The sequence below is a fragment of the Pseudomonas plecoglossicida NBRC 103162 = DSM 15088 genome (assembly GCF_000730665.1).
GTDB lineage: Bacteria > Pseudomonadota > Gammaproteobacteria > Pseudomonadales > Pseudomonadaceae > Aquipseudomonas > Aquipseudomonas plecoglossicida.
On sequence record NZ_BBIV01000043.1, the window covers coordinates 25,496 to 50,299 of the forward strand.

Sequence of the window (24,804 nt, forward strand, 5' to 3'; positions counted from 1 at the left end):
GCAATCCTAGAAAATCGACGGCAGGGGTTGAAGTCAAGAATATGCATGACCCACAGTGCCCCGCTGAATAGCTGAAGCAGGAAGCCTACCGATGAAATGTCCGACGCCCGCGATCGCCGCCTTGTGCCTGGCCGCCGCAAGCAACTGGGCCTTTGCCGACCAGGTGCTGCCCGCGCCGCCGGAGGCGCAGTCAGGCTATCGCAGCGGCCTTCAACCGGTACACGCCAGTCGGCACATGGTAGCTGCGGCCAATCCGCTGGCAAGCGAGGCCGGGCGGGCGATGCTGCGGGCCGGTGGCAGTGCCATCGATGCGGCGATCGCCATGCAGATGGTGCTGACCCTGGTCGAGCCGCAATCCAGTGGCATTGGCGGCGGGGGCTTCATCCTGTACTGGGATGGCAAGCAGGTGCAGGCCTTTGACGGCCGCGAGACGGCGCCGGCTGGCGTTACCGAATCGCTGTTCCTGCAACCCGACGGTACCCCTATGCCGTTTCGCGCCGCTCAGATCGGCGGCCGCTCGGTGGGCGTGCCTGGCGTGTTGCGGGCTTTGCAGATGGCCCACGCGCAACATGGCAAGTTGCCTTGGGACGAACTGTTCAAACCGGCCATCGCCCTGGCGCGCCAAGGCTTTGCGGTTTCCGAACGCCTTCATGCCCTGATAGCCGAAGACCCCTTCATCGCAAGCTCCCCCGCCATGGCCCGGTATTTCCTCGATGAGCAGGGCAAACCACTGGCGGTAGGCACCTTGCTGCGCAATCCTGAGCTTGCGCACACCTTCGAACGCCTGGCAGATCAGGGCGTCGATGCCTTCTACACCGGCGAGATCGCCGAAGCCATGGTGGCTCAGGTGCGCAGCCATGCCAACGCCGGCACGCTGTCGCTGGAGGACTTGCGCCAGTACCAGGCCAAGGCGCGCACGCCGCTGTGCGGTCCTTACAAGGCTTGGCAGATCTGCGGCATGCCGCCGCCTTCCTCGGGTGGCGTGGCCGTGCTGCAGACCATGGGCATTCTTGACGCGCTGCAGCGGTCTTCGCCGCAGCGCGACCTGGCCACCCAGCCGCCGCGCAAGGTCGCATCCCCGGCGGGGCTGGAGCCCACTGCGCTGGCAGTCCACCTGATCGCCGAAGCCGAACGCCTGGCCTTCGCCGACCGGGCCCAGTACCTGGCCGACAGCGACTACGTGCCGGTGCCGATCAAGGCGTTGATCGCCCCCGACTACCTGGCCGGGCGTGCAACGCTGGTCGGCGAGCACAGCATGAAACGCGCCCGCTCCGGCACGCCCCAGGGCGCCACCCTTGCGGGGGCCCCGGACCGGTCGCCACTGCGCATTTCCACTTCGCACCTTTCCGCTGTCGATGACAGCGGCCAGGCCCTTGCCATGACCACGTCGGTGGAGGCGGCGTTCGGCTCGCACCTGATGGTCGAGGGTTTTCTGCTGAACAACCAGCTCACCGATTTCTCCTTCATTGCGCAGGAAGATGGCAAGCCGGTCGCGAACCGGGTCGAACCCGGCAAGCGCCCCCTGTCGGCCATGGCCCCGACCCTGGTGTTCGCCCGCGATTCCGGCGAGCTGGTGGCCAGCCTCGGTTCACCCGGCGGCTCGCAGATCATCGGCTACGTGAACAAGGCCCTGGTAGGCCTGCTGGACTGGCAGCTCGACCCGCAACAGGCCGCCAATCTGCCCAATTTCGGCAGCCGCAATGCCGGTACCGAAGTCGAGGCCGGGCTGGCCAGCCAGGCGTTGATTCGCCAGCTGGCGGCCTGGGGCCATGAGGTCACGCCGCTGACCATGACCAGTGGCATGCAGATCATCCAGCGCACGGCCAGCGGCTGGTCGGGTGGCGCGGACCCACGGCGCGAGGGCGTGGCGCTCGGCGATCAGGCGTGGTAGAAGTCACTCTTGCCATTCAGAAGTTGAATACCAAGATGTCCATCAGCGTTAAATCGAATAGAGCCCTGTTCGACCTCGACCTGCTGCGTGCCATCGTCGTGGTGGCCGATTGCGGCAGTTTCACCACCGCCGCCGCGCGCCTGCACTCGACCCAGTCGACCATCAGCCAGAAGGTGCGCCGTCTGGAGGAAATGGTCGGCCACCGCTTGCTGGTGCGCGGCAACCGCGACGTGCTGCCCACCGACGCCGGCCAGACCCTTCTGGGCTATGCCCGGCACATGCTGGCGCTGAATGACCAGATGCTCGAAGCCCTGGCCGGGGCCATGGTCGGTGTCACCGTGCGTCTGGGGGTGCCCGAGGACTTCGTCGGCGGGCGCACCACCAATGCGTTGTCGGCGTTCAGCCGCCTGCATCCGCAGGTCAAGCTGGAGGTCACCAGCGGGTTGTGCCGTGACCTCAGCCAGGCCTACGACAATGGCGAGCTGGACCTGGTGCTGCTCAAGCAGCGGCGCAACACCCGTGAGGGCGTGGCGTGCTGGCCGGAACGTCTGCAGTGGATCGACAGTGCCCGCCTGCCGTCCTTCGAGCTTGACCCGATTCCGTTGGTGACCTTTCCGCCACGAGGGTTGTACCGCGAGGACATGATCAGCGCCATCGAAGGCATGGGCCGGCGCTGGCGCATCAGCTTCACCAGCTCCAGCTTGAGCGGCATCCAGGCGGCGGTGGCCGATGGCATGGGCATCAGCCTGCTGCCGCCACGGGCAGCGACTGGCGAGCATCGGGTGCTGGGGGGGCAGCAGGGGCTGCCGGAGGTGGACAGCTACGAAATCGTCATCGTCCATCGGCCGACGGCGGATGTGATGGTCAAGGCGTTGGCCGAGGTGATGACCGAGTTGCTGGCGGGTGGAGAATTGTAGCGCCTGCACTGGCCCTATCGCCGGCAGGCCTCAAGGCATCCCCAACCAGGTCGGCAACGCCAGCGAAATGAACGGCACATAGGTGACCAGCATCAGGAACAGCAGCAGGATCGACAGCCACGGCAACGCCGCGCGAATCGTCTGCCCCAGGGTCAGCCCGGTCACCGCCGAGGTCACGAACAGGTTCAGCCCCACCGGCGGGTGCACCAGCCCGATCTCCATGTTCACCACCATCACGATGCCCAGGTGGATCGGGTCGATACCAAGCTTCATCGCGATCGGGAAGAAGATCGGCGCCAGGATCAGGATGATCGCCGACGGCTCCATGAAGCTGCCGGCCACCAGCAGCACCACGTTGACCATGATCAGGAAGCCGATCGGCGTCAGCCCTTCGGACAGCACCCACTGGGTGATCTGCTGGGGGATCTGCTCAGTGGTCAGCACATGGGCAAAAAGCATGGCGTTGGCGATGATGAACAACAGCATGATGGTCAGCCGGCCAGACTCCAGCAGCACTTTCGGGCAGTCGCGCAGGCGCATGTCCTTGTACACGAACAGCGCGATGAACGCCGAGTACACCGCCGCCACGGCCGCCGCTTCGGTGGGGGTGAACATGCCGCTGTAGATCCCGCCGAGGATGATCACCAGCAGCAACAGCCCCCAAAACGCGCGCCGCGCGGTGCTCAGCCACTGGGCGAAGCTGACCCGCGGCTGGGCAGGCAGCTTCTTGATCCGGGCGACGATGTAGATCGTCACCATCAGCGCCACGCCGAGCAGGATGCCCGGTACCACACCGGCCATGAACAGCTTGCCCACCGAGGTCTCGGTGGCAGCCGAGTAGACCACCATGACGATCGACGGTGGAATCAGGATGCCCAGGGTACCGGCATTGCAGATGATCCCGGCGCCGAACTCACGCGGGTAGCCCGAGCGCACCATGCCGGCCACCGCGATCGAGCCGACCGCCGCCACCGTGGCCGGTGACGAGCCCGACAGTGCCGCGAACAGCATGCACGCCAGCACTGCGGCAATCGCCAGGCCGCCACGGATATGGCCGACGCAGGCATTGGCGAAGTCGATCAGGCGCTGGGCGACGCCGCCGGTGGTCATGAACGCGCCCGACAGCAGGAAGAACGGAATGGCCAGGAAGGTGTAGCTGTCCGAGGTTTCGAACAACTTGATCGCCAGCGAGCTCAGGGAATCCTGGCTGAACATCAGGATCGACAGCGCCCCCGACAAGCCCAGCGAAATGGCGATCGGCACGCCGAGGAACATGAACACGAACAGCAGCAGGAACAGGCAGATTACCGTCATCAGTGGTGCTCCTCACCCGGGTTGGCCAGCTTGCTGGCTTCGGCGGCCTCGTCGGCCAGGCCCAGGCCATACTGGCGATGGGTGAACAGGCGGTAGAAGATCTCCAGGTAGCGGACGATCACCAGGGCGAGACCCAATGGCACGATCAGCGCGATGTGGCCGACCTTGATGCCGTAGCGGTCGAGGTCTTCGGCACCGATGCCGGCGACCAGTATCGCGCTCACCCACTTGACGCTCGCCACCAGGAACAGCCCGGCATAGGCCAGGCAGCAGGCACAGGCGATCATCGCCAGCACGCGCTGCACCGGCTTGCGGGTGCGCCGGACCAGCACGTCGACGCCCAGGTGGCCGGCGGTGCGCACGCCATAGGCAATGCCGAAGAAGATCAGCCAGCCGAACAGCGCCTTGGTCAGGGCGATGCTCCAGGTCATTTCCTGGGCGTAGCCCATCAGGTGATCGCCGATGCCCAGCAGCAGCTCGCTGGCGAAGGCCCAGTGGTCACTGAGCGTGTAGAAGAGGGTGTAGAGGTTGTTCAGTGCCACGTAGAGGAAGGTCACCAAGGTCATGGCCGCCAGGAGGAAGGCGATCATGCCTTCCTCGAAGTGCTCCCAGACACGCCTGAGCGATTGCATAAGGATTCTCCAGACAGAGCGAGGGCGGGCCACCCGAGGAACGGGTGGCCGGGGCAGGGCGCAGGATGGGTCAGGACGCCTTGTTGGCGTCGTCGGCAGCCTTGATCAGGTCGGCGCCGATCTGGTCGGAGAACTTGTCCCACACCGGACGCATCGATTCGCGCCATTGCTGGCGCTGCTCGGCGGTCAGCGGGTCGATCTCGCTGGTCTTGGCATCGAGGATCTTCTGCCGGGAAGTCTGGTTGAGGGCTTCGGCCTGCTTGTTCACCTCGACGGTGACGTCGTCCATGATCGTCTGCAGCTCGCCGCGCACGTCTTCAGGCAGGCTGTTCCAGAACTTGGCGTTGGTGATCACCATGTAGTCGATCAGGCCATGGTTGGTCTCGGTGAAGAACGGCTGCACCTCGTTGACCTTCTGGCTTTCGTAGTTCGACCAGGTGTTTTCGGTGCCGTTGACGGTGCCGGTCTGCAGGCCCTGGTAGACCTCGGCGAAGCTCATCTTGCGCGGGTTGGCGCGGATGGCCTTGAACTGCTCCTCAAGCACGCTGGAGGCCTGTACACGGAACTTCAGGCCACGGGCATCCTTGGGCAGCAGCACCTTCTTGTTTGCCGACAGCTGCTTGAGGCCGTTGTGCCAGTAGGCCAGGCCACGGATGCCCTTGTCTTCCATCGAAGTCAGCAGCGCCTTGCCTTGCGGGCCTTGCTGGAAGCGGTCGACAGCGGCCAGGTCGTCGAACAGGAACGGCAGGTCGAAGATCTGCACCTGCTTGTTGTAGTGCTCGAACTTGGCCAGCGACGGCGCCAGCATCTGTACGTCACCCAGTAGCAGGGCTTCCATCTCCTTGCCGTCGCCGAACAGCGACGAGTTGGGATAGACCTCGACTTTTACCTTGTCCTTGAGTTGAGGATCGGCGGCGACCAGCTTCTGGAACATCAGCGCGCCCTGGCCCTTGGGGGTGCTGTCGGCCACCACGTGGGCGAACTTGATGATGATCGGATCGGCGGCCTGGGCCAGGCTTGCCATGGATACTGCAGCGGCGCAGAACAGCGCGTGGGTCAGCTTCAACATCGATGTCACCTCTGATTTATTGTTCTAGGAGGATTGGGCGTAACGATGGACCAATGAACCGCGTGTGGAGAATCAGCATTTGTGTAAGGCAGCGTTCGGCTGGGGCGAACGCCAGGCATCTGCATTGCCTTCACTGGCCCTATCGCCGGCAAGCCGGGTCCCACAGGTACGCCACAGGTATCGAAAACTTTGAAGTTTCCTGAGGGAGCTGGCTTGCCAGCGATAGGGCCAGCAGTTTCAACCCACCTGTCGAGCCAGCAACCGCTGCGCCCGCAGCACCACCGGCGCATCCACCATCTGCCCATCCAACTGGAACGCCCCGGCGCCATTGGCGGCTTCACTCGCCGCCAGTACCTTGCGCGCCCACGCCAGCTCATCGGCACTCGGTGCCAGCGCACCATGGATCACTGCCACCTGCCGGGGATGAATGCACAGCGCCCCGCCATAGCCCATGTCATAGGCATGGCGCATCGCTCGCTGCAACCCCTGGGCATCGTCGATGGCCGGGAACACGCCATCCAGCGGAGGCAGCAGGTCGGCGCCGCGCGAATGCAGTTGCACGGCCATGCGCGCCTGGTCGAGGAACTGCCGGGCCGCTGCGCTTTCGGTGTTCAGCTCGAGGTCCAGCGCCAGGTCCAGGCTGCCGAACGACAAGCGCTCGACACCCTCGGCATGGGCGATCTGTTGCAATGCCAGCAAGCCCTTGGCGCTTTCGATGATCGGCCATATCGGTTTGCCGGCATGGCGGGCAACGGCGACCTGCGTGGCATTCTCGACCTTGGGCAGCAGCAGCCCGACGACGCCCGGGTGCTGCGCGCAGAAGGCAAGGTCGGCGCTGTGCTGTGCATGCTGCGGCGCGTTGACCCGCACCCACACGGCGGCCTGTGGCGTGCCTTGCAGAAACGCCGCCAGGTGCTCGCGGGCTTGCTGCTTCAGCGGCTCCTCGACTGCATCCTCGAAGTCGACGATGACAGCGTCGGCCCCGGCCGCCAGCGCCTTGGTGAAGCGCTCGGGGCGACTGCCCGGCACGAACAGGGCGGAGCGCATGCTGTTCATACCACGCCCCCGGCAGCCAGGTTGGCCCGTTCGGTGGTGCTGAACCCCAGTTCGGCGAGGATGCCTTGGGTATGCTGGCCCAGCGCAGGCACGGCATCCATGCGTGGGGTGAAGGCTGCGTTGCGGCCCGGTGGCAGCAGTGACGGCAGCTTCCCGGCCGGGCTGTCCACCTCGCGCCAAGCGTCGCGGGCCTGCAACTGCGGGTGCTGCCAGACGCCGTGCATGTCGTTGACCCGGGCGTTGGCAATCTGTGCCTGCTCCAGGCGCGCGACCACTTCGTCCAGTGACAGCTCGGCGAAGCCATCGATGATGATCTGGCGTAGCACCTCGCGGTTTTCCGAGCGCTTGAAGTTGGCACTGAAGCGGTCATCGCTGGCCAGCTCCGGGTCGAGCAGCACCTTTTCGCAGAACAGCGCCCACTCACGCTCGTTCTGCAGGCCGAGCATGATCGTGCCGCCACCGCCGGTGGGGAATGGTCCATAGGGGTAGATGGTCGAGTGCGAAGCGCCGGCGCGAGGCGGCGGTGGCGCGCCGTCGTAGGCGTAGTACATCGGGTAGCCCATCCACTCCACCAGGCTTTCCAGCATCGACACGTCGATGCGGCTGCCAACCCCGGTCTTGTCGCGCAGCATCAAGGCCGAGAGCACGCCGGTGTAGGCGTACATGCCGGCGGCAATGTCGGCGATCGAGCAGCCGGCCTTGGCCATTTCATCGTCGCCGGGGCCACCGGTCACCGAGAGGAAGCCACCTTCGCTCTGGATCAGCAGGTCGTAGGCCTTTTTCTTTTCATACGGGCCGCCTTCGCCATAACCGGAAATGTCGCACACGATCAGCCGCGGGTAGCGCGCATGAAGGGCTTCGAACGACAGGCCCATGCGCGCCGCCGCGCCTGGGGCGAGGTTCTGCACCAGCACATCGGCCTTGGCCAGCAGGGCGTCGAGGATGTCACCGGCGGCGTCCTGCTTGAGGTCCAGGGTGAGGCTTTCCTTGGAGCGGTTGGTCCACACGAAATGCGAGGCCAGGCCGTCGACGCGCTGGTCGTAGCCACGGGCGAAGTCGCCGCTGCCGGGGCGCTCGACCTTGATCACGCGGGCGCCGAGGTCGGCCAGCTGGCGGGTGCAGAAGGGCGCGGCGATGGCATGTTCCAGGCTGACGACGGTGATGCCGTCCAGCGGGCGGGGTGATGCTTGAGTCATGGAGTCACCTCAGTGCAGGTCGGCCAGGGAGCGGGCATCGCGCAGTTGCCACACGCGCTCGATCAGATCCTGGCCCTGGGCCGGGCTGCGCGCGCCGGAATACGCCAGCAGGCGCTGGAACTTGGCTTCCAGCTCCGGGCGCGACAGGGTGTTGCCAGGGTCGCCCTTGGGTTCGTCGATGGCCGCGTCGAAGGTGCGACCGTCGTTGCAGGTGACCTCGACCCGGCCCAGCCAGCGTGCCGGGTAAGCGGCGTCGACTTGCGGGTCCAGTTGCATCTGCACCTTGTCGCGAAAGGCCGCCACCTGCGGATTGGTCAGCGCCAGGTCGCGAAACTCCAGCAACTGGGCACTGCCATGCACGGCGATCAGGCCGAGCACCGTGCCCATGGAGAACTTGGCCTGGTGCACGGTGGTGGGCGTCGTGACCCGGCCCAGCACATCGATCGCACCCTGGTGCACGCGGGTCACCACCTTGGCGATCTGTGCGTGCTCCAGCCCTTCACGCGTCATCAACTGCAACAGTGCATCGGCGGCGGGGTGGGTATGGCGGCACGAGGCGTGGAACTTGAACGAGGTTTCCGCCAGCGCCCAGCGCGTGCCCAGGCGATCGCTCAGGCGCGCCGGGTCGGCATCGCTGGACATGCCGGCGGCCAGGCCTTGTTCGCCCTCGAGGATATTGCGCGCACCGCTCAGGCCATCGGCGGTCAGGTAGGCGGCGAGCAAGCCGTCGGCAGCAGCCTTGGCGGTGTGCAACTGCTTGGAGTCGGCGGCGTCGCGCAGGAATTCCCACAAGCCGGCCGCCTGGGTGCCGGCGCTGCCCAGCAGGTTGATGAACTGTTCCTGGTTGAAGTCCAGCAGCTTGCCTACGCCCACCGCTGCCGCCAGGGTGCCGACGGTGGCGGTGGTGTGGAAGATGCGGTAGTGCGAGCGGCCGAGGAACTCACCGATACGGATGCCCGCCTCATAGCCGGCCACCGCGGCCAGCAGCAAGTCTTGCCCGGATTTGCCAAGGTCCTGGGCCGCCGCCAGCACGGCGGAGAACACCACGGTGGCCGGGTGCAGCACCGAGCTGTTGTGCAGGTCGTCCTGTTCGACCAGGTGCGAGGCGGCGCCATTGACCAGTGCGGCGAAGTAGGGCGATGAAGTGCGCCCGCTGGTCAGCACCCGCGCGCTGCCTTGGGCCGGCCCCATGCGCTCGGCATAGCGCTCGAACAGCGGGATCGGGTGGGCGCCCTGGCTGGCCAGGGCCGAGCCCAGCCAGTCGAGGAACAGGTCTTCGGTTCGGTCCAGCACGTGGTCCGGGATCTGTGCGTAGCGCAGGTCGGCGAGGAAGCCCGCCAGGGCTTGGGTATGTTGCATGGTCAGGCCCTCAGAAGCTGCGCGGCAGTTCGAGCAGGTGCTCGGCCACGTAGGACAGGATCAGGTTGGTGGAAATCGGCGCCACCTGGTACAGGCGGGTTTCGCGGAACTTGCGCTCGACGTCGTATTCGCAGGCGAAGCCGAAGCCGCCGTGGGTCTGCAGGCAGGCATTGGCGGCTTCCCAGGAGGCCTTGGCCGCCAGGTACTTGGCCATGTTGGCACTGGCCCCGGCGTTCAGCCCGCTGTCGTACTCGGCGCAGGCGCGCCAGCGCATGAGGTCGGCCGCCTCGATCTCGATATGGGCCTCGGCAATCGGGAACTGCACGCCCTGGTTCTGCCCGATCGGCCGGCCGAACACCACGCGATCACGGGCATAGGCGCTGGCCTTTTGGATGAACCAGCGGCCATCACCGATGCATTCGGCGGCGATCAGCGTGCGTTCGGCGTTGAGGCCGTCGAGGATGTACCTGAAGCCTTTGCCTTCTTCGCCTATCAGGCTGCTGGCGGGGATCTCCAGGTTGTCGAAGAACAATTCGTTGGTCTCGTGGTTGACCATGTTGGCGATCGGCTGCACGGTGAGGCCGTTGCCGATGGCCTCGCGCAGGTCGACCAGGAAGATCGACATGCCTTCGGACTTTTTCTTGACCTCGGCCAAGGGCGTGGTGCGGGCCAGCAGGATCATCAGGTCGGAATGCTGGATGCGCGAGATCCACACCTTCTGGCCGTTGATCACGTATTTGTCGCCCTGGCGCACGGCGGTGGTCTTGATCTTGGTGGTGTCGGTGCCGGTGGTGGGCTCGGTGACCCCCATCGACTGCAGGCGCAGCTCGCCACTGGCAAGCTTTGGCAAGTAATGGCGCTTTTGTTCCTCGCTGCCGTGGCGCAGCAGGGTGAACATGTTGTACATCTGGCCATGCACGGTGCCGGAGTTGCCACCGCAGGCATTGACTTCTTCAAGGATCACCGAGGCCTCGGCCAGGCCAAGGCCGGAGCCGCCATATTCCTCGGGGATCATCGCCGACAGCCAGCCGGCGTCGGTCATGGCTTTGACGAAGGCTTCCGGAAAGCCCTTCTCTTCATCGATCCTGCGCCAGTAGCTGGCATCGAATTCGGCGCACAAGGCGCGCACGCCTTTGCGGATGGCAGTGAGGTCATCGCTGTCGTACGTATGCATGTACAGGGTCTCTGTCAGGTATCAGTCGAAAAGCACTTCGGCGCTTTGTGCCACGCCATCGGCATTGCCGGCCCACAGCCGGGCCTGGCCCGCAGCGCTGATGTGCCCGGCCACTTCGAAGGGGGTCGGCAAGGTCAGCGGTCGCACGCCGCGATAGGCGAAGTGGCGCACGCGCTTGCCAGGGTTGGCGCGGATGAATGCGCGCAGGTTGAAGGTCGCGATCATCGGGCCATGCACCACCAGGCCGGCGTAGCCTTCGGTTTCGGTGACATAGGGGTAGTCGTAGTGGATGCGGTGGCCGTTGAAGGTCACGGCGCTGTATCGGAACAGCAGGGTCGGGGTGGGTGCGATGGCTTCGCGCCAGTCTGCCGAGGCATCGGCTGCGGCGCTGCTCAGCTTGGGCGGATTGGGTTCGCGGTAGACGATGTCCTGCTCTTCGCGCACGCACAGCTGGCCGTGTTGCGAGTATTCGTGGCGCACGGTGACGAACAGCAAGGCGCCGGTGCGGCCGTGTTTTTCCTCGATGTGCACGATGGTTGACAGGCGATGGGCTTCGGCACCGACGGTCAGTGGTGCGATGAATTCGACCCGGCCCCCGGCCCACATGCGGTTGCGGTTGTCGGCAGGGGGCAGGAAGCCGCCACGGGCGGGGTGGCCGTCGCTGCCCAGTTGCGACTCGGCCACCGGGTCCTGGAAGAAGCACCACATCCACAGCGGGGGCAGCGGTTGCCCGACGGCGGGGGCAGTTTCACCGAAGGTGGCGGCAATGCGCGTGATCAGGTTGCGGCTGAGCTCATCGACGGCCTCTTCCGTGCGGCCGATCCAGGCACGGTAATCCGTGGGTGATTGCGTGGCAGTCATAACCATTGGCCTCTGCATTTGTTGTTATGCATTGATCATGCGAGCTGTTTGGCATTCTGTGAATTTGCATTTGTGTGAAGCAGCGTTCATGTATGCTTAACGCCATGTTCTTGCCTGTACCGGCCTCATCGCCGGCAAGCCGGCTCCCACAGTGATGGCGCTGATTTCCCTGTGGGAGCCGGCTTGCCGGCGATGAGGCCAGTGGCCACAACCGGAGCCTTCATGCATTTCGACCTGGCTGACCTGCGGCTTTTCATTCATATCGGCGAATCCCCCAGCCTGACCCAAGGCGCTCGCCGGGCGTTCCTGTCGCCGGCTGCCGCCAGTGCGCGGATCAAGGCCCTGGAAGCACAACTCGACACGCGCCTGCTGTACCGCGACAGCCGCGGTGTCGAGCTGACCCCAGCCGGGCACAAGCTGCTGACCCATGCCCGCCTGATCATGCGCCAGGTGGACTACCTGAAAGCCGAGTTCGCCCAGTTCGGCACCGATTCGGCCGGGCATATCCGCATCTTCGCCAATACCACGGCGGTGACCGAGTTCCTGCCCGAAGTGCTGGCCGGGTTCCTGGCCAAGCGCCCCGGGGTCACGGTCGATCTGCAGGAGCGCCTGTCGCGCGATATCGTGCGCGGCGTGCTCGATGGCAGCAGCGACATGGGCATCATCGCAGGTCCCGTGGAGGCCAGCGGCCTGCAGGTGATGCATTTCAGTACCGACCGCCTGGTGCTGATCGTGCCGGCCGGTCATGAGCTGGCGACTTGCCAGCGTGTATCGCTGAAGCAGACCCTGGCCTTCCAGCACATCGGCCTGCACGACGGCAGCACCTTGCTGAGTTTCCTGCGCGATCACGTCGAACGCATGGGCTTGACCTTGTCGCTGCGCATCCAGTTATCGAGTTTCGAGGCCATCTGCCGGCTGGTGGAGGCGGGGGTGGGGATCGGCATCATTCCCGAATCGGCGGCGCTGCGGCACAGCCAGACCATGGGCCTGGTCACCATCAGCCTGGATGAGCCGTGGGCCGTGCGCGAGCGGAGCATCCTGGTGCGTGAGCTGGAGGCGCTGCCCGGAACGGTGAGGGCGTTGATCGCGACCTTGATGCCAGGCGCACCGGCCTGAAGCGGTTTCGAGCCGTCAGAAGAAACTGCGTTGGGCCTTGAGCGTCACCATGCTCTCGCAATAGGTATTCATGCCCGCATAGGCTTCGCAGCCACCGCCATCGAGGTCGGAGTTGCTGTAGATCAGGTTGAGGTCGAGCCCCAGCCACGGCCGCGACAGCTCCAGCGACCAGTCCGAAAACCCGTTCACCTGGCTGCCGTCGCCGATGGTGAAGGGCGTGCCCAGGCGGTGGTGGGCCATCTTGACGGTGAGGTCGACGTCGAACAGGGGCAGTTGGCCGAGGTCGGCTGGCCGAAGTACCAGCCGCTTGGGTGGCTGAGGTCGAGGCCACCGTGGAAGGCGCCGACCGCGCTCGGCGAGATCAGCCCCTGGGCCATGGTGCGCGACGCGCTGGTGCCGAGCTTGAAATCGAAGTCGCCCAGTTGACGTTGGATCTGCTGGGCCAGCAGCGCCGGGCTGAAGAGCAGGGCTGCACCCAGCAACAGCAGGGGCCTGGTCATGGTCACCGTCCTGGAAGGCTTGCACTTGAGCGGCAAAGCATACCTGGGTTGGCCGGTAGGGCAAACCGCGGGGCGTGACTTACAGCCGTTGGGAGATTTCGATCAGGTTGAAATCCGGGTCGCGTACATAGACGGAGAGAATCGCCCCGGTCGCACCGGTTCTCTGGATCGGGCCCTCCAGGATCGGCCATTGTGCGTGCTGCAGATGGGCGATCACCTGCTCGATGCCGATGCTGGCGATGAAGCACAGGTCGAGCGCGCCGGGCACGGGCAGATGGGCCTTGGGTTCGAATTCGTGGCCGCGCAGATGGATGTTGATCTTCTGGTTGCCGTAGCGCAGCGCCAGCCGCCCGGCACCGAAGGTTTCCAGTTGCATGCCCAGTACCCGGGTATAGAAGTCGGTGCAGGCATCCACGTCGCAGGTGGTGAGCACCAGATGGTCAAGGTGATCGAGCATTGGCAACCTCAGGGCTGGGGGACTGATCTGGCTCAGTCCGGCCCGGGCCATGATAGTGTACGCTGCGAGACTTTCGACAACCGTGAAGGTGACCGTGTGGAAAGCCCAGCCTTTGCTAACCTTGTATTCCACGCGGTGTGGCCCTGAGGGAACTGTGATGCGCAAGCCATTGCTCTACGTCGTGGCGGCTGTGCTTGGCCTGGGTGGCGTTGCTGGCTACTTCATGGCGCGAGACCCTGCGACACCTGTAGCACCTGCAACAACCGCAGCACCCGCTGCAGCGCCGGTAGCCGCTGTAGCGCCGGCCCCAGCCCCGGCGCCGGCTGCCGAGGCACCGGCGCCCAAGCAGGCGGTGTTCAATCAGGAACAACTGGACCAGATGATGGCACCCATTGCCCTGTACCCCGATTCGCTGCTGGCTCAGGTGCTGATGGCTTCCACCTACCCTGGCGAAGTCACCGAAGCGGTGGCCTGGTCCAAGGCCAACCCCAAGGCCCAGGGCGATGACGCAGTCAAGCAGGTGGCCCAGCAGACCTGGGACCCGAGCGTGCAGTCATTGGTGGCCTTCCCGCAGGTGGTGGAGCTGCTCGGCAAGGACCCTGTGTGGGTGCAACGCATGGGTGATGCGCTCCTGGCGCAACCCGACGATGTGATGGCGTCGGTGCAGCGCCTGCGGCACCAGGCGAAGGATGCCGGCAACCTGCAGAGCAACCAGTACCAGAACGTTTCGGTCCAGGTCGCCGCCCCGGCATCCGCGCCCGCCACATCCGGCACCACGGGCTCGACCAGTGCCCCGGCCAGCAGTTCGTCCACCATCGTCATCGAGCCTGCCAACCCGCAGGTGGTGTATGTGCCCAGCTACAACCCCACCACCACCTACGGCACCTGGTCCTACCCGTCGTCGCCGCCGGCCTACTACCCGCCGTCGCCGTGGTATACCGCCGGCACGGCGCTGATGGCGGGGCTGGCCTTCGGCACGGGCGTTGCGATCGTCAATTCGCTCTGGGGCGACTGCGACTGGGATGACCACGACATCGACGTCGATGTGAACCGCTACAACAACATCAATGCCAACAACCGCATCGGCAACAATCAGGGCAAGTGGCAGCACAACGCCGTTCACCGCGATGGCGTGCCTTATCGCGACAGCCGCAGCCGCCAGCAGTATGGTCGCCAGCTCGACGGCGCCAGCCAGCGTGCAGCCTTCCGCGGCGACGATCCCCAGCGGGCCCAGGCGCGCGACCGTGCCCGCACCTCGATGGACCGGGCCGGTATCGAGCGTCCGGCCACCACCAACAACGAAGCGCGCGACCGCGCCCGCGCCTCGATGGACCGCGCCGGCATCGAGCGTCCGGGCACGGCCAACAACGATGCGCGCGACCGCGCCCGTGCCTCGATGGACCGGGCCGGCATCGAACGGCCGGCCACCAGCAACCGCGAAGCACGCGACCGGGTGCGCGAGGCCCAGGCCGAAAGGCCGCGTGTGGCAGACCGCCAACAGGACGCCCGGGCAAGCCGTGAGAACCTGCAGGCGAGGAATCAGAATTCCCAGGCCAGCCAGCGCCGGCAGGGTGACGGCCAGGCGCGGCAGAAGCTCCAAGAGCGGCCCCGGAGCACCGCCGGCAGGGCGCGCAACAATGCCTTCGATGGCGTGCGCTCGCCCGCCCGGACCACTGCCCAGGCCAACCGTGGTCGCACCAGCCAGACGCTGGCCCAGCGCCCGAGTGCATCCCGCGCGGCAGGGCATACCATTTCCCGGCCCAGTGCGCCCGCGCGCCGTGGTGGTGGAGGAGGCCGTCGATGAACCGCAAGCGCATTCTTGCCCCGTTATTGATTGCCATGGCTGCGGCATGGCCATGCTGGGCCGCTACCCAGCAGGCATTCCCGACACCCGAAAAAGCCGTTGAATCCCTGGTTGCCGCCCTGGGCACGGAGAAGGCCGACGAAGCCCGCCTGGCGCAGTTGTTCGGTGCAGACTGGCGCACCTACATCCCTCGCGAAGGCGTGCAACGCAGCGACGTGGATGCTTTCCTGCAGCAGTACCACAAGCAGCACCAGATCGAGAATCAAGGCGATGCCAAGGCTGTCCTGGCCGTGGGCGACGAACACTGGACCTTGCCCATTCCGCTGGCCAAGGCTGCAGACGGCTGGCACTTCGACATGAAGGCCGGCAGTGCCGAGATCCGCGCCAGGCGCATTGGCCGCAACGAGCTGGGTGCCCTGCAATCGGTGCTGGCCTACCACGACGCACAGATGGACTACGCCTCCCAGGACCGTAACGGCAATGGTGCGCTGGAGTATGCGCAGCAGATCTTCAGCACTCCCGGCAAGCACGACGGCCTGTTCTGGGAAGACGAAGACGATGGCCAGATCAGCCCGTTGGGCCCGCTGTTCGGTCAGGATGTGGTGGGTGACGACTGGTACGGCTACCACTTCCGAATCCTCGATGGCCAAGGCCCCTCGGCCCCGGGCGGTGCCTACAGCTACCTGATCGGCAACCAGATGAGCCGGGGTTTCGCCCTGGTCGCCTGGCCGGCCAAGTACAACGATACCGGGGTGATGAGCTTCATGATCAGCCATGACGGCCAGGTGTTCGAGAAGGACCTGGGCCCGCAGGGCGACAAGCTGGCCAAGGCCATGAAACGCTTCGACCCGGACGACAGCTGGAAAGAGGTGAACCAGGACGACAGCGATTGACCGGGCCTGGCTGCTCAGCGCCGTTTGCGCAGAGCAGCCAGGCCGTGTGGCCGCCCGCTACTGCTTCGCCAACCACGCATTGGCCATTGCCAAGCCATCCTTGCCATCGCGGCTGCTGACCCCTTCGAGCCACGCCTCGAGCACCGCCGGGTTGGCCTTCAGCCATGCCTTGGCCGCTGCCCGCGGTTTCTGGTTCTGGTTCAGCACCGCGTCCATCAGCTGGTTCTCCATGGCCAGGCTGAACTCGATGTTCTGCAGTAGCTTGCCGACGTTGCTGCATTCGCTGAGGTAGCCTTTGCGCACGTTGGTGTAGACCGTGGCCTGGCCGTAGTTCGGGCCGAAATAATCGTCACCGCCACTGAGGTACTTCATCTTGTTGCGGGTGTTCATCGGATGCGGCTCCCAGGCCAGGAACACCATCCATCCATTCTTGCGCGTGGCGCGTTTGAGTTGCGAGAGCATCGCCGCTTCGCTGGATTCGACGATCTTGAAATCCTTCAGGCCAAAGGCGTTCTTGTCGATCATCGTCTGGATCAGCCGGTTGCCGTCGTTGCCGGGTTCGATTCCGTAGAGCTGGCCGTTGAGCTTGTCCTTGAACCTTGCGATATCGGCAAAATCATGCAGCCCGGCGTCGTACACGTAGTCGGGCACCGCCAGGGTGTATTTGGCGCCATGCAGGTTGGCGCGCACGGTCTCCACGGTGCCTGCGTCGCGGTAGGGCTTGATGTCGTTTTCGGTGGTGGGCATCCAGTTGCCGAGGAACACGTCCAGTTCCTTGCCGGACGACAGGGCGCGGTAGGTCACCGGGATCGACAGCAGGGTGGTCTTGGTCTTGTAGCCTAGCGACTCCAGCACTTCGCTGGCCACGGCGGTGGTCACGGTGATGTCGGTCCAGCCGACATCGGAGAAGCGCACGGTGGCGCAGGATGCAGGTTCTGCGGCATGGGTGAGCAACGGGATACTGAGGGATGCAAGCAAGAGCAAGGCTTTCATGGTTCAACTCCTCAAGGCAAGCGTAGGCAGTGGTTGCTTTTGGTGGATCTTGTTGTTTTAGGTGCAGCAGGAAAGGTTCATCGCGGGTCGACACCAAACCAGTTCAGCGCCGCTGGTTCGGTATTGAAGTAGATGTGCTTGAGCTCGGTGAACTCATCGAGTCCGGCTCGCGACAGTTCGCGGCCTATGCCGCTGGACTTGTAGCCACCCCAGGGCGCCTGGGGGAACGCGGCGTTGTAGTCGTTGATCCACACGGTGCCGACCCGCAGGCGACGGGCCAAGCGATGCGCTTTGCCAACATCCCGGGTCCACACACCGGCCGCCAGGCCGAAGGGCGTGTCGTTGGCCAGTTGCAGGGCCTGGGCTTCGCCGCTGAAGCGTTCGACGGTGATCACCGGCCCGAAGACTTCCTCCCTGGCAACCCGCATGTCTGCGGTGACGTTGCAGAGCAGCGTGGGAGCCAGCCAGAAGCCGCGATCGAGCTGCGCGGGCACAACGCCGCCCGCGAGCAAGGTCGCGCCTTGTTCGATGGCCCCGGCAATCATGCTCAGGACCTGGTCGCGATGACCTGCACTGATCAGCGGGCCCATCTGCGTCGACTGATCGAGGCCATTGCCCAGGCGTATGTTCACGATCCGCTGCTGCAAGGCTTCGACGAAGCGGTCGTGAATGCTGTCTTCGAGCAACAGTCGCGAGCCCGCCGAGCAGATTTGCCCGGCATTGAAAAACACGGCATTGAGTGCCTGGTCCAGCGCGACCTCGAAGTCGGCGTCGGCAAACACGATGTTCGGATTCTTGCCGCCGAGCTCCAGGGCAACGCGCTTGAAATTGCCGCTGGCGGCGCGCATCACCTTGCCCCCGGCAGTGGCGCCGCCGGTCAGCGATACCAAGTCCACTGCATGGCTGGCCGCGAGCACTTCACCGACTTCTCCGTCGCCGCACAGCAGGTTGAACACGCCGTCGGGCAGACCGGCTTGCGCCAGCAGTTCGGTCAGGCGATAGGCGGTCATCGGCGTCAGGCTGCTGGGTTTGAACACCACGGTGTTGCCGGCGGCCAGGGCCGGGGCAATTTTCCACACCGCCTGCAGCAGCGGGTAGTTCCAGGGTGCGATCAAGGCGCACACGCCCACGGGCTCGCGCTGGTTGAAGCTGATCACATGGGCCGGGGCGTGGCTGTTGACGCTGGCGCACTCGCTCTCCAGCAGCGCGGCGTAATAGCGGAAGGTGGCGACCACGGTGCTGATATCCGCGCGACTTTCGCCCAGGGTCTTGCCGGCGTTGCTGGTTTCCAGGCGCGCCAGATGTTCAGCGTCCTGTTCGATCATCCGGGCAATCTTCTGCAGCAGTTGCGCACGCTCGGTCACCGCCATCGTCGGCCAGGGGCCGTCGTCGAAACACTGCCGTGCGGCGCTGATCGCCCGTTGTGCATCACTGGCATCAGCGATGGCCACCTGCGCCAGCACGTCTTCGGTTGCGGGATTGATCACATCGCGAAACTGCGGCACCCGTGGTGTTTGCCAACTCCCCGCGATGAACAAGTGAATCTGCAGCATGGGCGTCTCCAGCCGAGTGGGTCGTGACGTCACTATGGCGGTGGGCGCGAGGCGGTTCTTGATCAATCGCGGCATAAGCGCGCCGTTTTCTCTCGCTGAGGATGCTGCTCGATAACGGCAGCCAGTGCCGTTTCCCGTCAAGCAGCCGCAGCGCTGCTCTCTACACTGCCAGGCAGCCCATCAACCTGTGTGGAGTACGGTATGCATCATTCCGTTGAACAACTCAGAGTCCGTCTGGCCTGCGCGTTTCGCTGGGCCGCGCGGTTGAACCTGCACGAATCGATCGCCAACCACTTCAGCGTGGCGGTGTCCGGGGACGGTCGGGAATTTCTCATCAACCCCTATGGTCGGCATTTTTCACGGATCAGGGCCAGCGACCTGCTGCTGGTCGATGCCGACGACCCGGCCAGCCTCGACCGCCCTGACGCGCCCGACATCACTGCCTGGGCCCTGCACAGTGCGCTGCATCGCAACCAGCCCCATGCTCGCTGCATCCTGCATACCCACTCGAAATATGCGACGGCGCTGGCATGCCTGGCAGACTCGCAGCTGCCGCCCATCGAACAGAACAGCATGCGCTTTTTCGAACGTGTGGTGATCGATGAGGGTTTCGATGGCATGGGGCTGGGTGATGAGGCCGAGCGGGTCAGCCGCCTGCTCGGGGCCAAGCCGATTCTGCTGATGGGCAACCACGGCGTGCTGGTAGCGGCGCCGAGCATCGCCCAGGCGTTCGATGATCTGTATTACTTCGAGCGGGCGTGCGAAACCTATATCACCGCGCTCTCGACGGGGCGCGAGTTGCGTATCGCCAGTGATGCCATCGCGCGCAAGACCTGCCGGCAGTGGCTCGATTATCCGGGCTTTGCCGACAAGCATTTCAATGCGCTGATGGGCATGCTCGATGAGGAAGAACCCGACTATCGCCATTGAACGCCTGTAGCAGCGGGCCAAGCCCGCTGCTACTCGCAGTGCCTCGGATCACTCTGACGCGACCGACCGTTGCTCCTTGCGCGGCGTCTGGCGCATCACCGGGGCGGTCCAGACCTGGCTTCGGTCTTCGCTGGGCGCACAGCCGAAGCGTGCGCGGTAGGTGCGGGAAAAATGCTCGAGCGAACCGAAGCCTGAACAGGCTGCCACCTGCGCCACGCTCAACCGGGTTTGCTGAAGCAGGCTGTGGGCCCGGGCCAGGCGCAGGGTGAGGTAGTACTTGAGCGGCGTCAGGCCGGTCTGATGCTTGAACTGTCGCTCCAGCTGGCGACGTGAAAACCCGACCTGGCTGGCAATTGCATCGCAGTCCAGCGGGTCCTCCAGTGCCTGCTCCATCAACTGCACCGCCCGGCGGATCTTGTCGCCGTACAGTCCGGTGTTGGTCAGGTCGCCGTCGAGCTGATTGTCCGCCGGTGCCCGCACCTGGCCCATCAACAGGTGCATGCCGATCTCCCGGGCCAGCTCGCTGTCGATGCTCTGGTCGATCCAGCCCAGCAGCATGTCCAGTGTGGTCGTCGCGCCGGCACAGGTCAGGCGCTGACGTTCCAGGGTGTAGAGCTGCGCCTTGGCGTAGACGCGCGGGTAGCTTTCCTGGAAGCCCTGCAGATTGTCCCAGTGCACGGCGGCCTCGAAACCGTCGAGCACGCCGGCGGCGGCCAGCAGCTCGGTGCCGGTTTCCACGCCCATCAGCACGGCACCGAACAGCGCCTGTTTGCGCAGCCAGCTCTTGAGCGCGTGGTTGCGGCTGTGCTTGTGCACATCGAAACTGGCAATCACCAGGCACGCATCGAAACCCTGATCGGCCTTCAAGCCGTCATCGACCACCGTGGTCAGGCCGTTGCTGGCCTGCACCGGCGCGCCGTCCAGCGACAGCAGCGACCACTGGAACACCTGGCGCTGGGTCAGCCAGTTGGCGATCGCCAACGGCTCCAGTACCGCCGCCAGGCCGAAGTTGGAGAACGACGGCAACAGCAACACCGCCAGGCGCAACGGCGCGACATTGTCGCGCCTCCAGGTGAAACGGGATTGTGCAGTGTCGAACGACTGATTGTTCATGGCGGGTCTCTATCGTTGCCGTGTCTGCCATTGCGGATGGGTCCATACCGCTGCCCGGCTGCGCGGCAGCGGTGGCCTGCCACGCATCATATCGCTGGCCTTTTCGGCGATCATCACCGTCGGTGCGTTGGTGTTGCCGCTGACAATCATAGGCATGATCGAGGCATCCACCACCCGCAAGCCGTCCAGGCCATGCACCCGCAGTTGCGGGTCGACCACCGCCTCGGCGTCGCTCGCGGGCCCCATCTTGCAGGTGCCACTGGCATGGTAGCCGGTCTCCGTGACTTGCCGGGCCCAGGCGTCCAGTGCTTCGTCGCTTTGCGCCTGGGCTCCGGGCACCAGTTCCTCGCCCCTGAACGCGGCCATGGCGGGCTGGTCGATGATTTCGCGTACCAGCCTGGCGCCTGCACGCATGTCCGCTCGATCCTGCTCGGTTTCAAGGTAATTGAACAGGATCCGCGGTGCCTGCCGCGGGTCGGCACTGTTGAGCGTGACACTGCCCAGGCTGGTCGGGCGCATCAGGTCGATGTGCACCTGGAACGCGTGGCCTTGCACCAGGTCGACACTGCCGGGCTTGACCGCCAGAGGCATGAACGTCAGTTGCAGGTCGGGAAACTCGACCCCGGCCCGGGAACGGATGAATGCCCCGGCCTCGAAATGGTTGCTCGCCGCCAGCCCGTCATGGCTGACGAACCAGCGTGCGCCGATCCACCATTTGCCTGGCGCCGAGGTCCAGGGGTAGAGCGATACGGGTCGCTTGCACAGGTATTGCACCACCGTGTCCGGATGGTCGTTGAGGCGTCGGCCGACGCCGGGCAGGTCTAGCTTGACCGCGATCCCCAGCGCTTGCAGCTCCGCCGCCGGACCGATGCCGGACAGCAGCAGCAACTGCGGTGAGTTGATGGCCCCGGCGGTCAGCGCCACTTCACGCCGGACCAGGGCCTGCCGGGTCTGGCCGTCATGCTCGTACTCGATGCCGACGGCGCGTTTGCCATCGAACAGGATGCGCAGTGCCAGCGCGTCCGTGAGTACCTGAACGTTACCCCGGGCCAGCGCTTCACGCAGATAACCGCGAGAAGTGCTCCAGCGTCGTCCGTCACGGGTGGTGCGATCCACCGGGCCGAAGGCTTCCTGGCGATAACCGTTCAAATCCTCGGACAGGCCATAGCCGGCCTGCGCGCCTGCTGCCAGAAATGCCGCGCACAGAGGCGTCGTCGTATCGCCGGGGGTAACGTGCAGATGCCCGGTCGCGCCACGGTAGTCATCCGCGCCGTCGGCATGGGTCTGGGCGCGCTTGAAGTACGGCAGCACGTCCTGGTAGCTCCAGCCGTCGCAGCCCTGTTCGGCCCAGCCGTCGTAGTCACGGGCGTGGCCACGGATGTAGACCATGCCATTGATCGATGACGAGCCGCCCAGCGTGCGGCCGCGCGGCGTACCGATCCGGCGCCCGTCAAGGTAAGGCTCGGGTTCCGAGCTGTAGCTCCAGTTATAGCGCGTACCACCGACCACCAAGCCCACGGCGGACGGCATGTCGATCGCCCAGCTCTTGTCCATCGGCCCGGCTTCGAGCACCAGAATGTTCACCGCCGGGTCTTCGCCCAGGCGGTTGGCGAGCACGCAGCCCGCCGACCCTGCGCCCACAATCAGGTAATCAAACTCATGGTTGGCCATGGTCTGGGGTGCTCCCTGAAAAGATGACATGGAAGAGGGGGCGCGAGTCGGTTGGCAACGCTCATGCCGGGCCGGCTCGCGCCCACCGGTCAGATCGACGAGGCGCCGTGAATCCCGTTGAACACCAACCGATGGAAGTGATGCACCAGATGCTCGCTTTCGTTGCTGCGCTGGGCATCGATCATGTAGCGACCCTGGTCATAGCCTAGCGAGCGCAAGCCTTTCTGCACCGAAATGTTCAGGGCGATGTCCTCCGGCCCCAGGTCTTCGTTCATCCACTTCATGCATTGCTCGCTGACCTTGGCAGTCTGGGCATTGCTGGAGTAGTAGCCGAAGCGCAGCAGCGAGCGTTCGGCGTCCAGCGGAATCATGATGAACGAGCCCAGGAACTCCGAGAACGGGAAGGTATAGAAGGTATTGTTCGGCCACATGCCGATATTGAAGAAGCGTTCGTCCGGGTTGAGGTCCTTGCGCAGCGGTACACCGTAGGCTTCGGTCACGGTGAGGTTGGCGGGGGCGATGTAAGTCCACCAGTTGTCGCGCTTGGTCAGTTGGTAGCCCTTGAAGTCGATCAGCCTGGCCAGGTCGATATGGCACGGGCCCGACAGCTTGAAGTGATAACCCTCGATGGAGTTGTCCATGATCACCTTCCAGTTGGCCGGCACGATCACATCCTGTTCTTCGATCAGGCGCATGTTGGCCAGGTCCGGGAATACCCGGCGTATCTCTTCGTCGGCCCCGGGGAACAGGTCCCGCAGCGAAGGCGCGTTCGGGTCGAGGTTGAAATAGATGAAGCCGCCCATTTCCTCGGTGCGGATCTGCGGAATGTTGAACTGCTGCAGCTCGAAGTTCTTCATCTTCTCGCAGCGGGGCGCGCTGCGCAGGCTGCCGTCCATCTCGTAGCACCAGGAGTGATAGGCACAGCGCACCACGCCGCTGGTGGTGCCGCGACGGTCTTCGAGCAGGCGATTGCCGCGGTGCTGGCAGACGTTATGGAACGCATGAATCTGTCCCTGCCGGTTTTTCGCTACCACCACACTCTGGTCGAACAGGTCTGTCACCACATACTGACCGGGCTCCGCGAATTCACTGACATGCCCGGCCACATGCCAGGCGTGCATGAAAATGTTGTCGCGCTCGGCCTTGAACAACGTCTCGTCGTAGAAGTAACGCGAGGGCAGGGTAAAAGCTTCTTCAGGGTCCTGGCGATCCCAACCGTCGATCGGACTGTGTGCCTTCTGGTCATGGATGGTTTGCATGGGGACGATCTCCTCTGTCTGCCGCTGCACGGCACGGCTGGTTTTGTAGGACCTAATCTAGGGGGCCAGTGCAGGAGAGGATTGATCAAAAGCGACCAGTTGCAGGATGAAAACATCAAGGCGGGTTGGCCTGCCCGGGTGCTTGCCGGTAGCGGAAAAACACGGGGCGGACCGTGTCCGGTACTTCGTGTTGCAGTGCGGGTAGCGGCTGGCGCTGCGTCAGCCGATCGGGTCTTGCCCAAGCACCTTGCTCAAGGCCACCCGTGCATCTTCCAGTTGCACCAGTGAGGCATGCCGTGCGCCGAGGGCGTCGCCGTTCTGGATGGCGGTGAGGATTGCCTTGTGCCGTGGCAGGGCCAGCTCGTCGAAGTTGGCGCGCTGGTTGGAGTAACGCACCGATTCGCGCAACGCCATGGACAGCATGTTGCACAGGTAGGCCAACAGGTCGTTGTGGGTCGCGTCGGCGATGCGCGAATGGAAGTCGAGGTCAGGCTGCAGGCGTTCTTCGTGGTTGCGTGCGGCTTCCATGCGCTGGTAGGCCTCGCTGATCGAGGCGACGTCGTCGGGGGTGGCGTTGGTGGCAGCCAGCGCGGCGGCGGCAGGTTCGATGACCCAGCGTACGCTGGACAAGGTATTGAAGAACTCCTGCTGCGGGGTGGCCTGCATCAACCAGTGCAGCACATCGGGGTCGAGCATGTGCCAGTCGTGGCGCGGGCGCACCAGGGTGCCTACCCGGGGGCGGGCCTCGACCAGGCCTTTGGCGGTGAGGGCGCGCATGGCTTCACGGAACACCGGCCGGCTGATCGCGTAGGCTTCGCACAGGCTGGCCTCGGCGGGCAGCTTCTGCCCTGGCGCAAGTTGGCCGGAAACGATCTGCAGGCCCAGGCCCTGGACCAGGGTGGCGTGCATGCTCTTGCGCGAGGTGGGTTGGCGGTAGTTCATGTGGGGCGGCGGCGATCCATCGGGGCGGGGCAGGGCATCATAGCACTGGCTTGGGTTGGTGTTGTTCATGAGATCGAGCGCCGCCCGCGCGGCGCATCGCGAGC

The 24,804-nt window shown here is 64.9% G+C and carries 21 protein-coding genes and 1 pseudogene; 6 read left to right on the plus strand and 16 right to left on the minus strand.

Translation table 11 applies throughout. The features are described 5' to 3' along the window. Nucleotides 1-91 precede the first annotated feature (91 nt). Complete coding sequence (gene ggt / locus PPL01S_RS20175) at nucleotides 92-1,891, plus strand: gamma-glutamyltransferase (RefSeq protein WP_028625959.1); 1,800 nt, start codon at nucleotides 92-94, stop codon at nucleotides 1,889-1,891. A gap of 35 nt (nucleotides 1,892-1,926) precedes the next feature. Further along, complete coding sequence (locus PPL01S_RS20180) at nucleotides 1,927-2,808, plus strand: LysR substrate-binding domain-containing protein (RefSeq protein WP_016394875.1); 882 nt, start codon at nucleotides 1,927-1,929, stop codon at nucleotides 2,806-2,808. A 30-nt stretch (nucleotides 2,809-2,838) separates the two neighbouring features. Here the strand turns inward: PPL01S_RS20180 and dctM are convergent, their stop codons facing one another. The 8 genes from dctM to PPL01S_RS20220 all read right to left on the minus strand — a co-directional run bounded on the left by dctM (nucleotide 2,839) and on the right by PPL01S_RS20220 (nucleotide 11,469). Further along, nucleotides 2,839-4,122, minus strand: coding sequence for a C4-dicarboxylate TRAP transporter large permease protein DctM (gene dctM, locus PPL01S_RS20185; RefSeq protein ID WP_016394874.1), 1,284 nt, complete (start codon nucleotides 4,120-4,122; stop codon nucleotides 2,839-2,841). Continuing rightward, a complete protein-coding gene (locus PPL01S_RS20190; RefSeq protein ID WP_016394873.1) occupies nucleotides 4,122-4,754 on the minus strand; it encodes a TRAP transporter small permease in 633 nt (210 codons plus the stop codon). The genes dctM and PPL01S_RS20190 overlap by 1 nt, the downstream gene beginning before the upstream one ends. A gap of 70 nt (nucleotides 4,755-4,824) precedes the next feature. Further along, entirely contained in the window at nucleotides 4,825-5,823 is a 999-nt protein-coding gene (locus PPL01S_RS20195) for a TRAP transporter substrate-binding protein (protein ID WP_016394872.1), read from the minus strand. A 237-nt stretch (nucleotides 5,824-6,060) separates the two neighbouring features. Continuing rightward, nucleotides 6,061-6,879, minus strand: coding sequence for an HpcH/HpaI aldolase/citrate lyase family protein (locus tag PPL01S_RS20200; protein WP_016394871.1), 819 nt, complete (start codon nucleotides 6,877-6,879; stop codon nucleotides 6,061-6,063). Beyond that, nucleotides 6,876-8,075, minus strand: coding sequence for a CaiB/BaiF CoA transferase family protein (locus PPL01S_RS20205; RefSeq protein WP_028625958.1), 1,200 nt, complete (start codon nucleotides 8,073-8,075; stop codon nucleotides 6,876-6,878). Before PPL01S_RS20205 ends, PPL01S_RS20200 begins: the two co-directional genes overlap by 4 nt. Before the next feature lie 9 nt (nucleotides 8,076-8,084). Then, entirely contained in the window at nucleotides 8,085-9,434 is a 1,350-nt protein-coding gene (locus PPL01S_RS20210) for an MmgE/PrpD family protein (RefSeq protein ID WP_028625957.1), read from the minus strand. 10 nt (nucleotides 9,435-9,444) lie between these two features. Then, entirely contained in the window at nucleotides 9,445-10,608 is a 1,164-nt protein-coding gene (locus PPL01S_RS20215) for an acyl-CoA dehydrogenase family protein (protein ID WP_016394868.1), read from the minus strand. Nucleotides 10,609-10,629: 21 nt separating this feature from the next. Continuing rightward, complete coding sequence (locus tag PPL01S_RS20220; RefSeq protein WP_016394867.1) at nucleotides 10,630-11,469, minus strand: HTD2 family dehydratase; 840 nt, start codon at nucleotides 11,467-11,469, stop codon at nucleotides 10,630-10,632. Nucleotides 11,470-11,691: 222 nt separating this feature from the next. Here PPL01S_RS20220 and PPL01S_RS20225 point away from each other — a divergent pair, with 222 nt between their 5' ends. Then, on the plus strand, nucleotides 11,692-12,585 hold the full coding sequence (locus PPL01S_RS20225) for a LysR family transcriptional regulator (protein WP_028625956.1): 894 nt from the start codon (nucleotides 11,692-11,694) through the stop codon (nucleotides 12,583-12,585). 15 nt (nucleotides 12,586-12,600) lie between these two features. Here the strand turns inward: PPL01S_RS20225 and PPL01S_RS20230 are convergent. Further along, a pseudogene (locus tag PPL01S_RS20230) lies at nucleotides 12,601-13,085 on the minus strand (TorF family putative porin). Between the two features lie 79 nt (nucleotides 13,086-13,164). Then, the gene (locus PPL01S_RS20235) at nucleotides 13,165-13,542 is read right to left on the minus strand and encodes a VOC family protein (RefSeq protein ID WP_028625955.1); all 378 of its coding nucleotides are present in this window, start codon (nucleotides 13,540-13,542) and stop codon (nucleotides 13,165-13,167) included. Between the two features lie 157 nt (nucleotides 13,543-13,699). On the opposite strand from PPL01S_RS20235, the gene PPL01S_RS20240 reads away from it, so the two are divergent. Both PPL01S_RS20240 and PPL01S_RS20245 read left to right on the plus strand, forming a co-directional pair. Then, a complete protein-coding gene (locus tag PPL01S_RS20240; RefSeq protein ID WP_028625954.1) occupies nucleotides 13,700-15,346 on the plus strand; it encodes a DUF3300 domain-containing protein in 1,647 nt (548 codons plus the stop codon). Beyond that, on the plus strand, nucleotides 15,343-16,239 hold the full coding sequence (locus PPL01S_RS20245) for a DUF2950 domain-containing protein (protein ID WP_016394863.1): 897 nt from the start codon (nucleotides 15,343-15,345) through the stop codon (nucleotides 16,237-16,239). The genes PPL01S_RS20240 and PPL01S_RS20245 overlap by 4 nt, the downstream gene beginning before the upstream one ends. Before the next feature lie 57 nt (nucleotides 16,240-16,296). Here PPL01S_RS20245 and PPL01S_RS20250 read toward each other — a convergent pair whose 3' ends face one another. Both PPL01S_RS20250 and PPL01S_RS20255 read right to left on the minus strand, forming a co-directional pair. Next, nucleotides 16,297-17,232 carry a choline ABC transporter substrate-binding protein gene (locus tag PPL01S_RS20250; protein WP_016394862.1) on the minus strand — a complete coding sequence of 312 codons (936 nt, stop codon included), beginning with the start codon at nucleotides 17,230-17,232 and terminating at the stop codon, nucleotides 16,297-16,299. Between the two features lie 77 nt (nucleotides 17,233-17,309). Further along, nucleotides 17,310-18,785, minus strand: a complete 1,476-nt coding sequence (locus PPL01S_RS20255) for an aldehyde dehydrogenase family protein (protein ID WP_016394861.1) — start codon at nucleotides 18,783-18,785, stop codon at nucleotides 17,310-17,312. A gap of 201 nt (nucleotides 18,786-18,986) precedes the next feature. On the opposite strand from PPL01S_RS20255, the gene PPL01S_RS20260 reads away from it, so the two are divergent. After that, entirely contained in the window at nucleotides 18,987-19,715 is a 729-nt protein-coding gene (locus PPL01S_RS20260; protein WP_016394860.1) for a class II aldolase and adducin N-terminal domain-containing protein, read from the plus strand. Between the two features lie 48 nt (nucleotides 19,716-19,763). Here the strand turns inward: PPL01S_RS20260 and PPL01S_RS20265 are convergent, their stop codons facing one another. From PPL01S_RS20265 to PPL01S_RS20280, 4 genes are all read right to left on the minus strand, one after another. Continuing rightward, entirely contained in the window at nucleotides 19,764-20,828 is a 1,065-nt protein-coding gene (locus PPL01S_RS20265; RefSeq protein ID WP_016394859.1) for a GlxA family transcriptional regulator, read from the minus strand. A gap of 9 nt (nucleotides 20,829-20,837) precedes the next feature. After that, entirely contained in the window at nucleotides 20,838-22,499 is a 1,662-nt protein-coding gene (locus PPL01S_RS20270; protein WP_016394858.1) for a choline dehydrogenase, read from the minus strand. 89 nt (nucleotides 22,500-22,588) lie between these two features. Then, complete coding sequence (locus PPL01S_RS20275) at nucleotides 22,589-23,758, minus strand: aromatic ring-hydroxylating oxygenase subunit alpha (RefSeq protein ID WP_016394857.1); 1,170 nt, start codon at nucleotides 23,756-23,758, stop codon at nucleotides 22,589-22,591. Between the two features lie 219 nt (nucleotides 23,759-23,977). Then, the gene (locus PPL01S_RS20280) at nucleotides 23,978-24,700 is read right to left on the minus strand and encodes a FadR/GntR family transcriptional regulator (RefSeq protein ID WP_016394856.1); all 723 of its coding nucleotides are present in this window, start codon (nucleotides 24,698-24,700) and stop codon (nucleotides 23,978-23,980) included. Nucleotides 24,701-24,804: the final 104 nt, after the last annotated feature.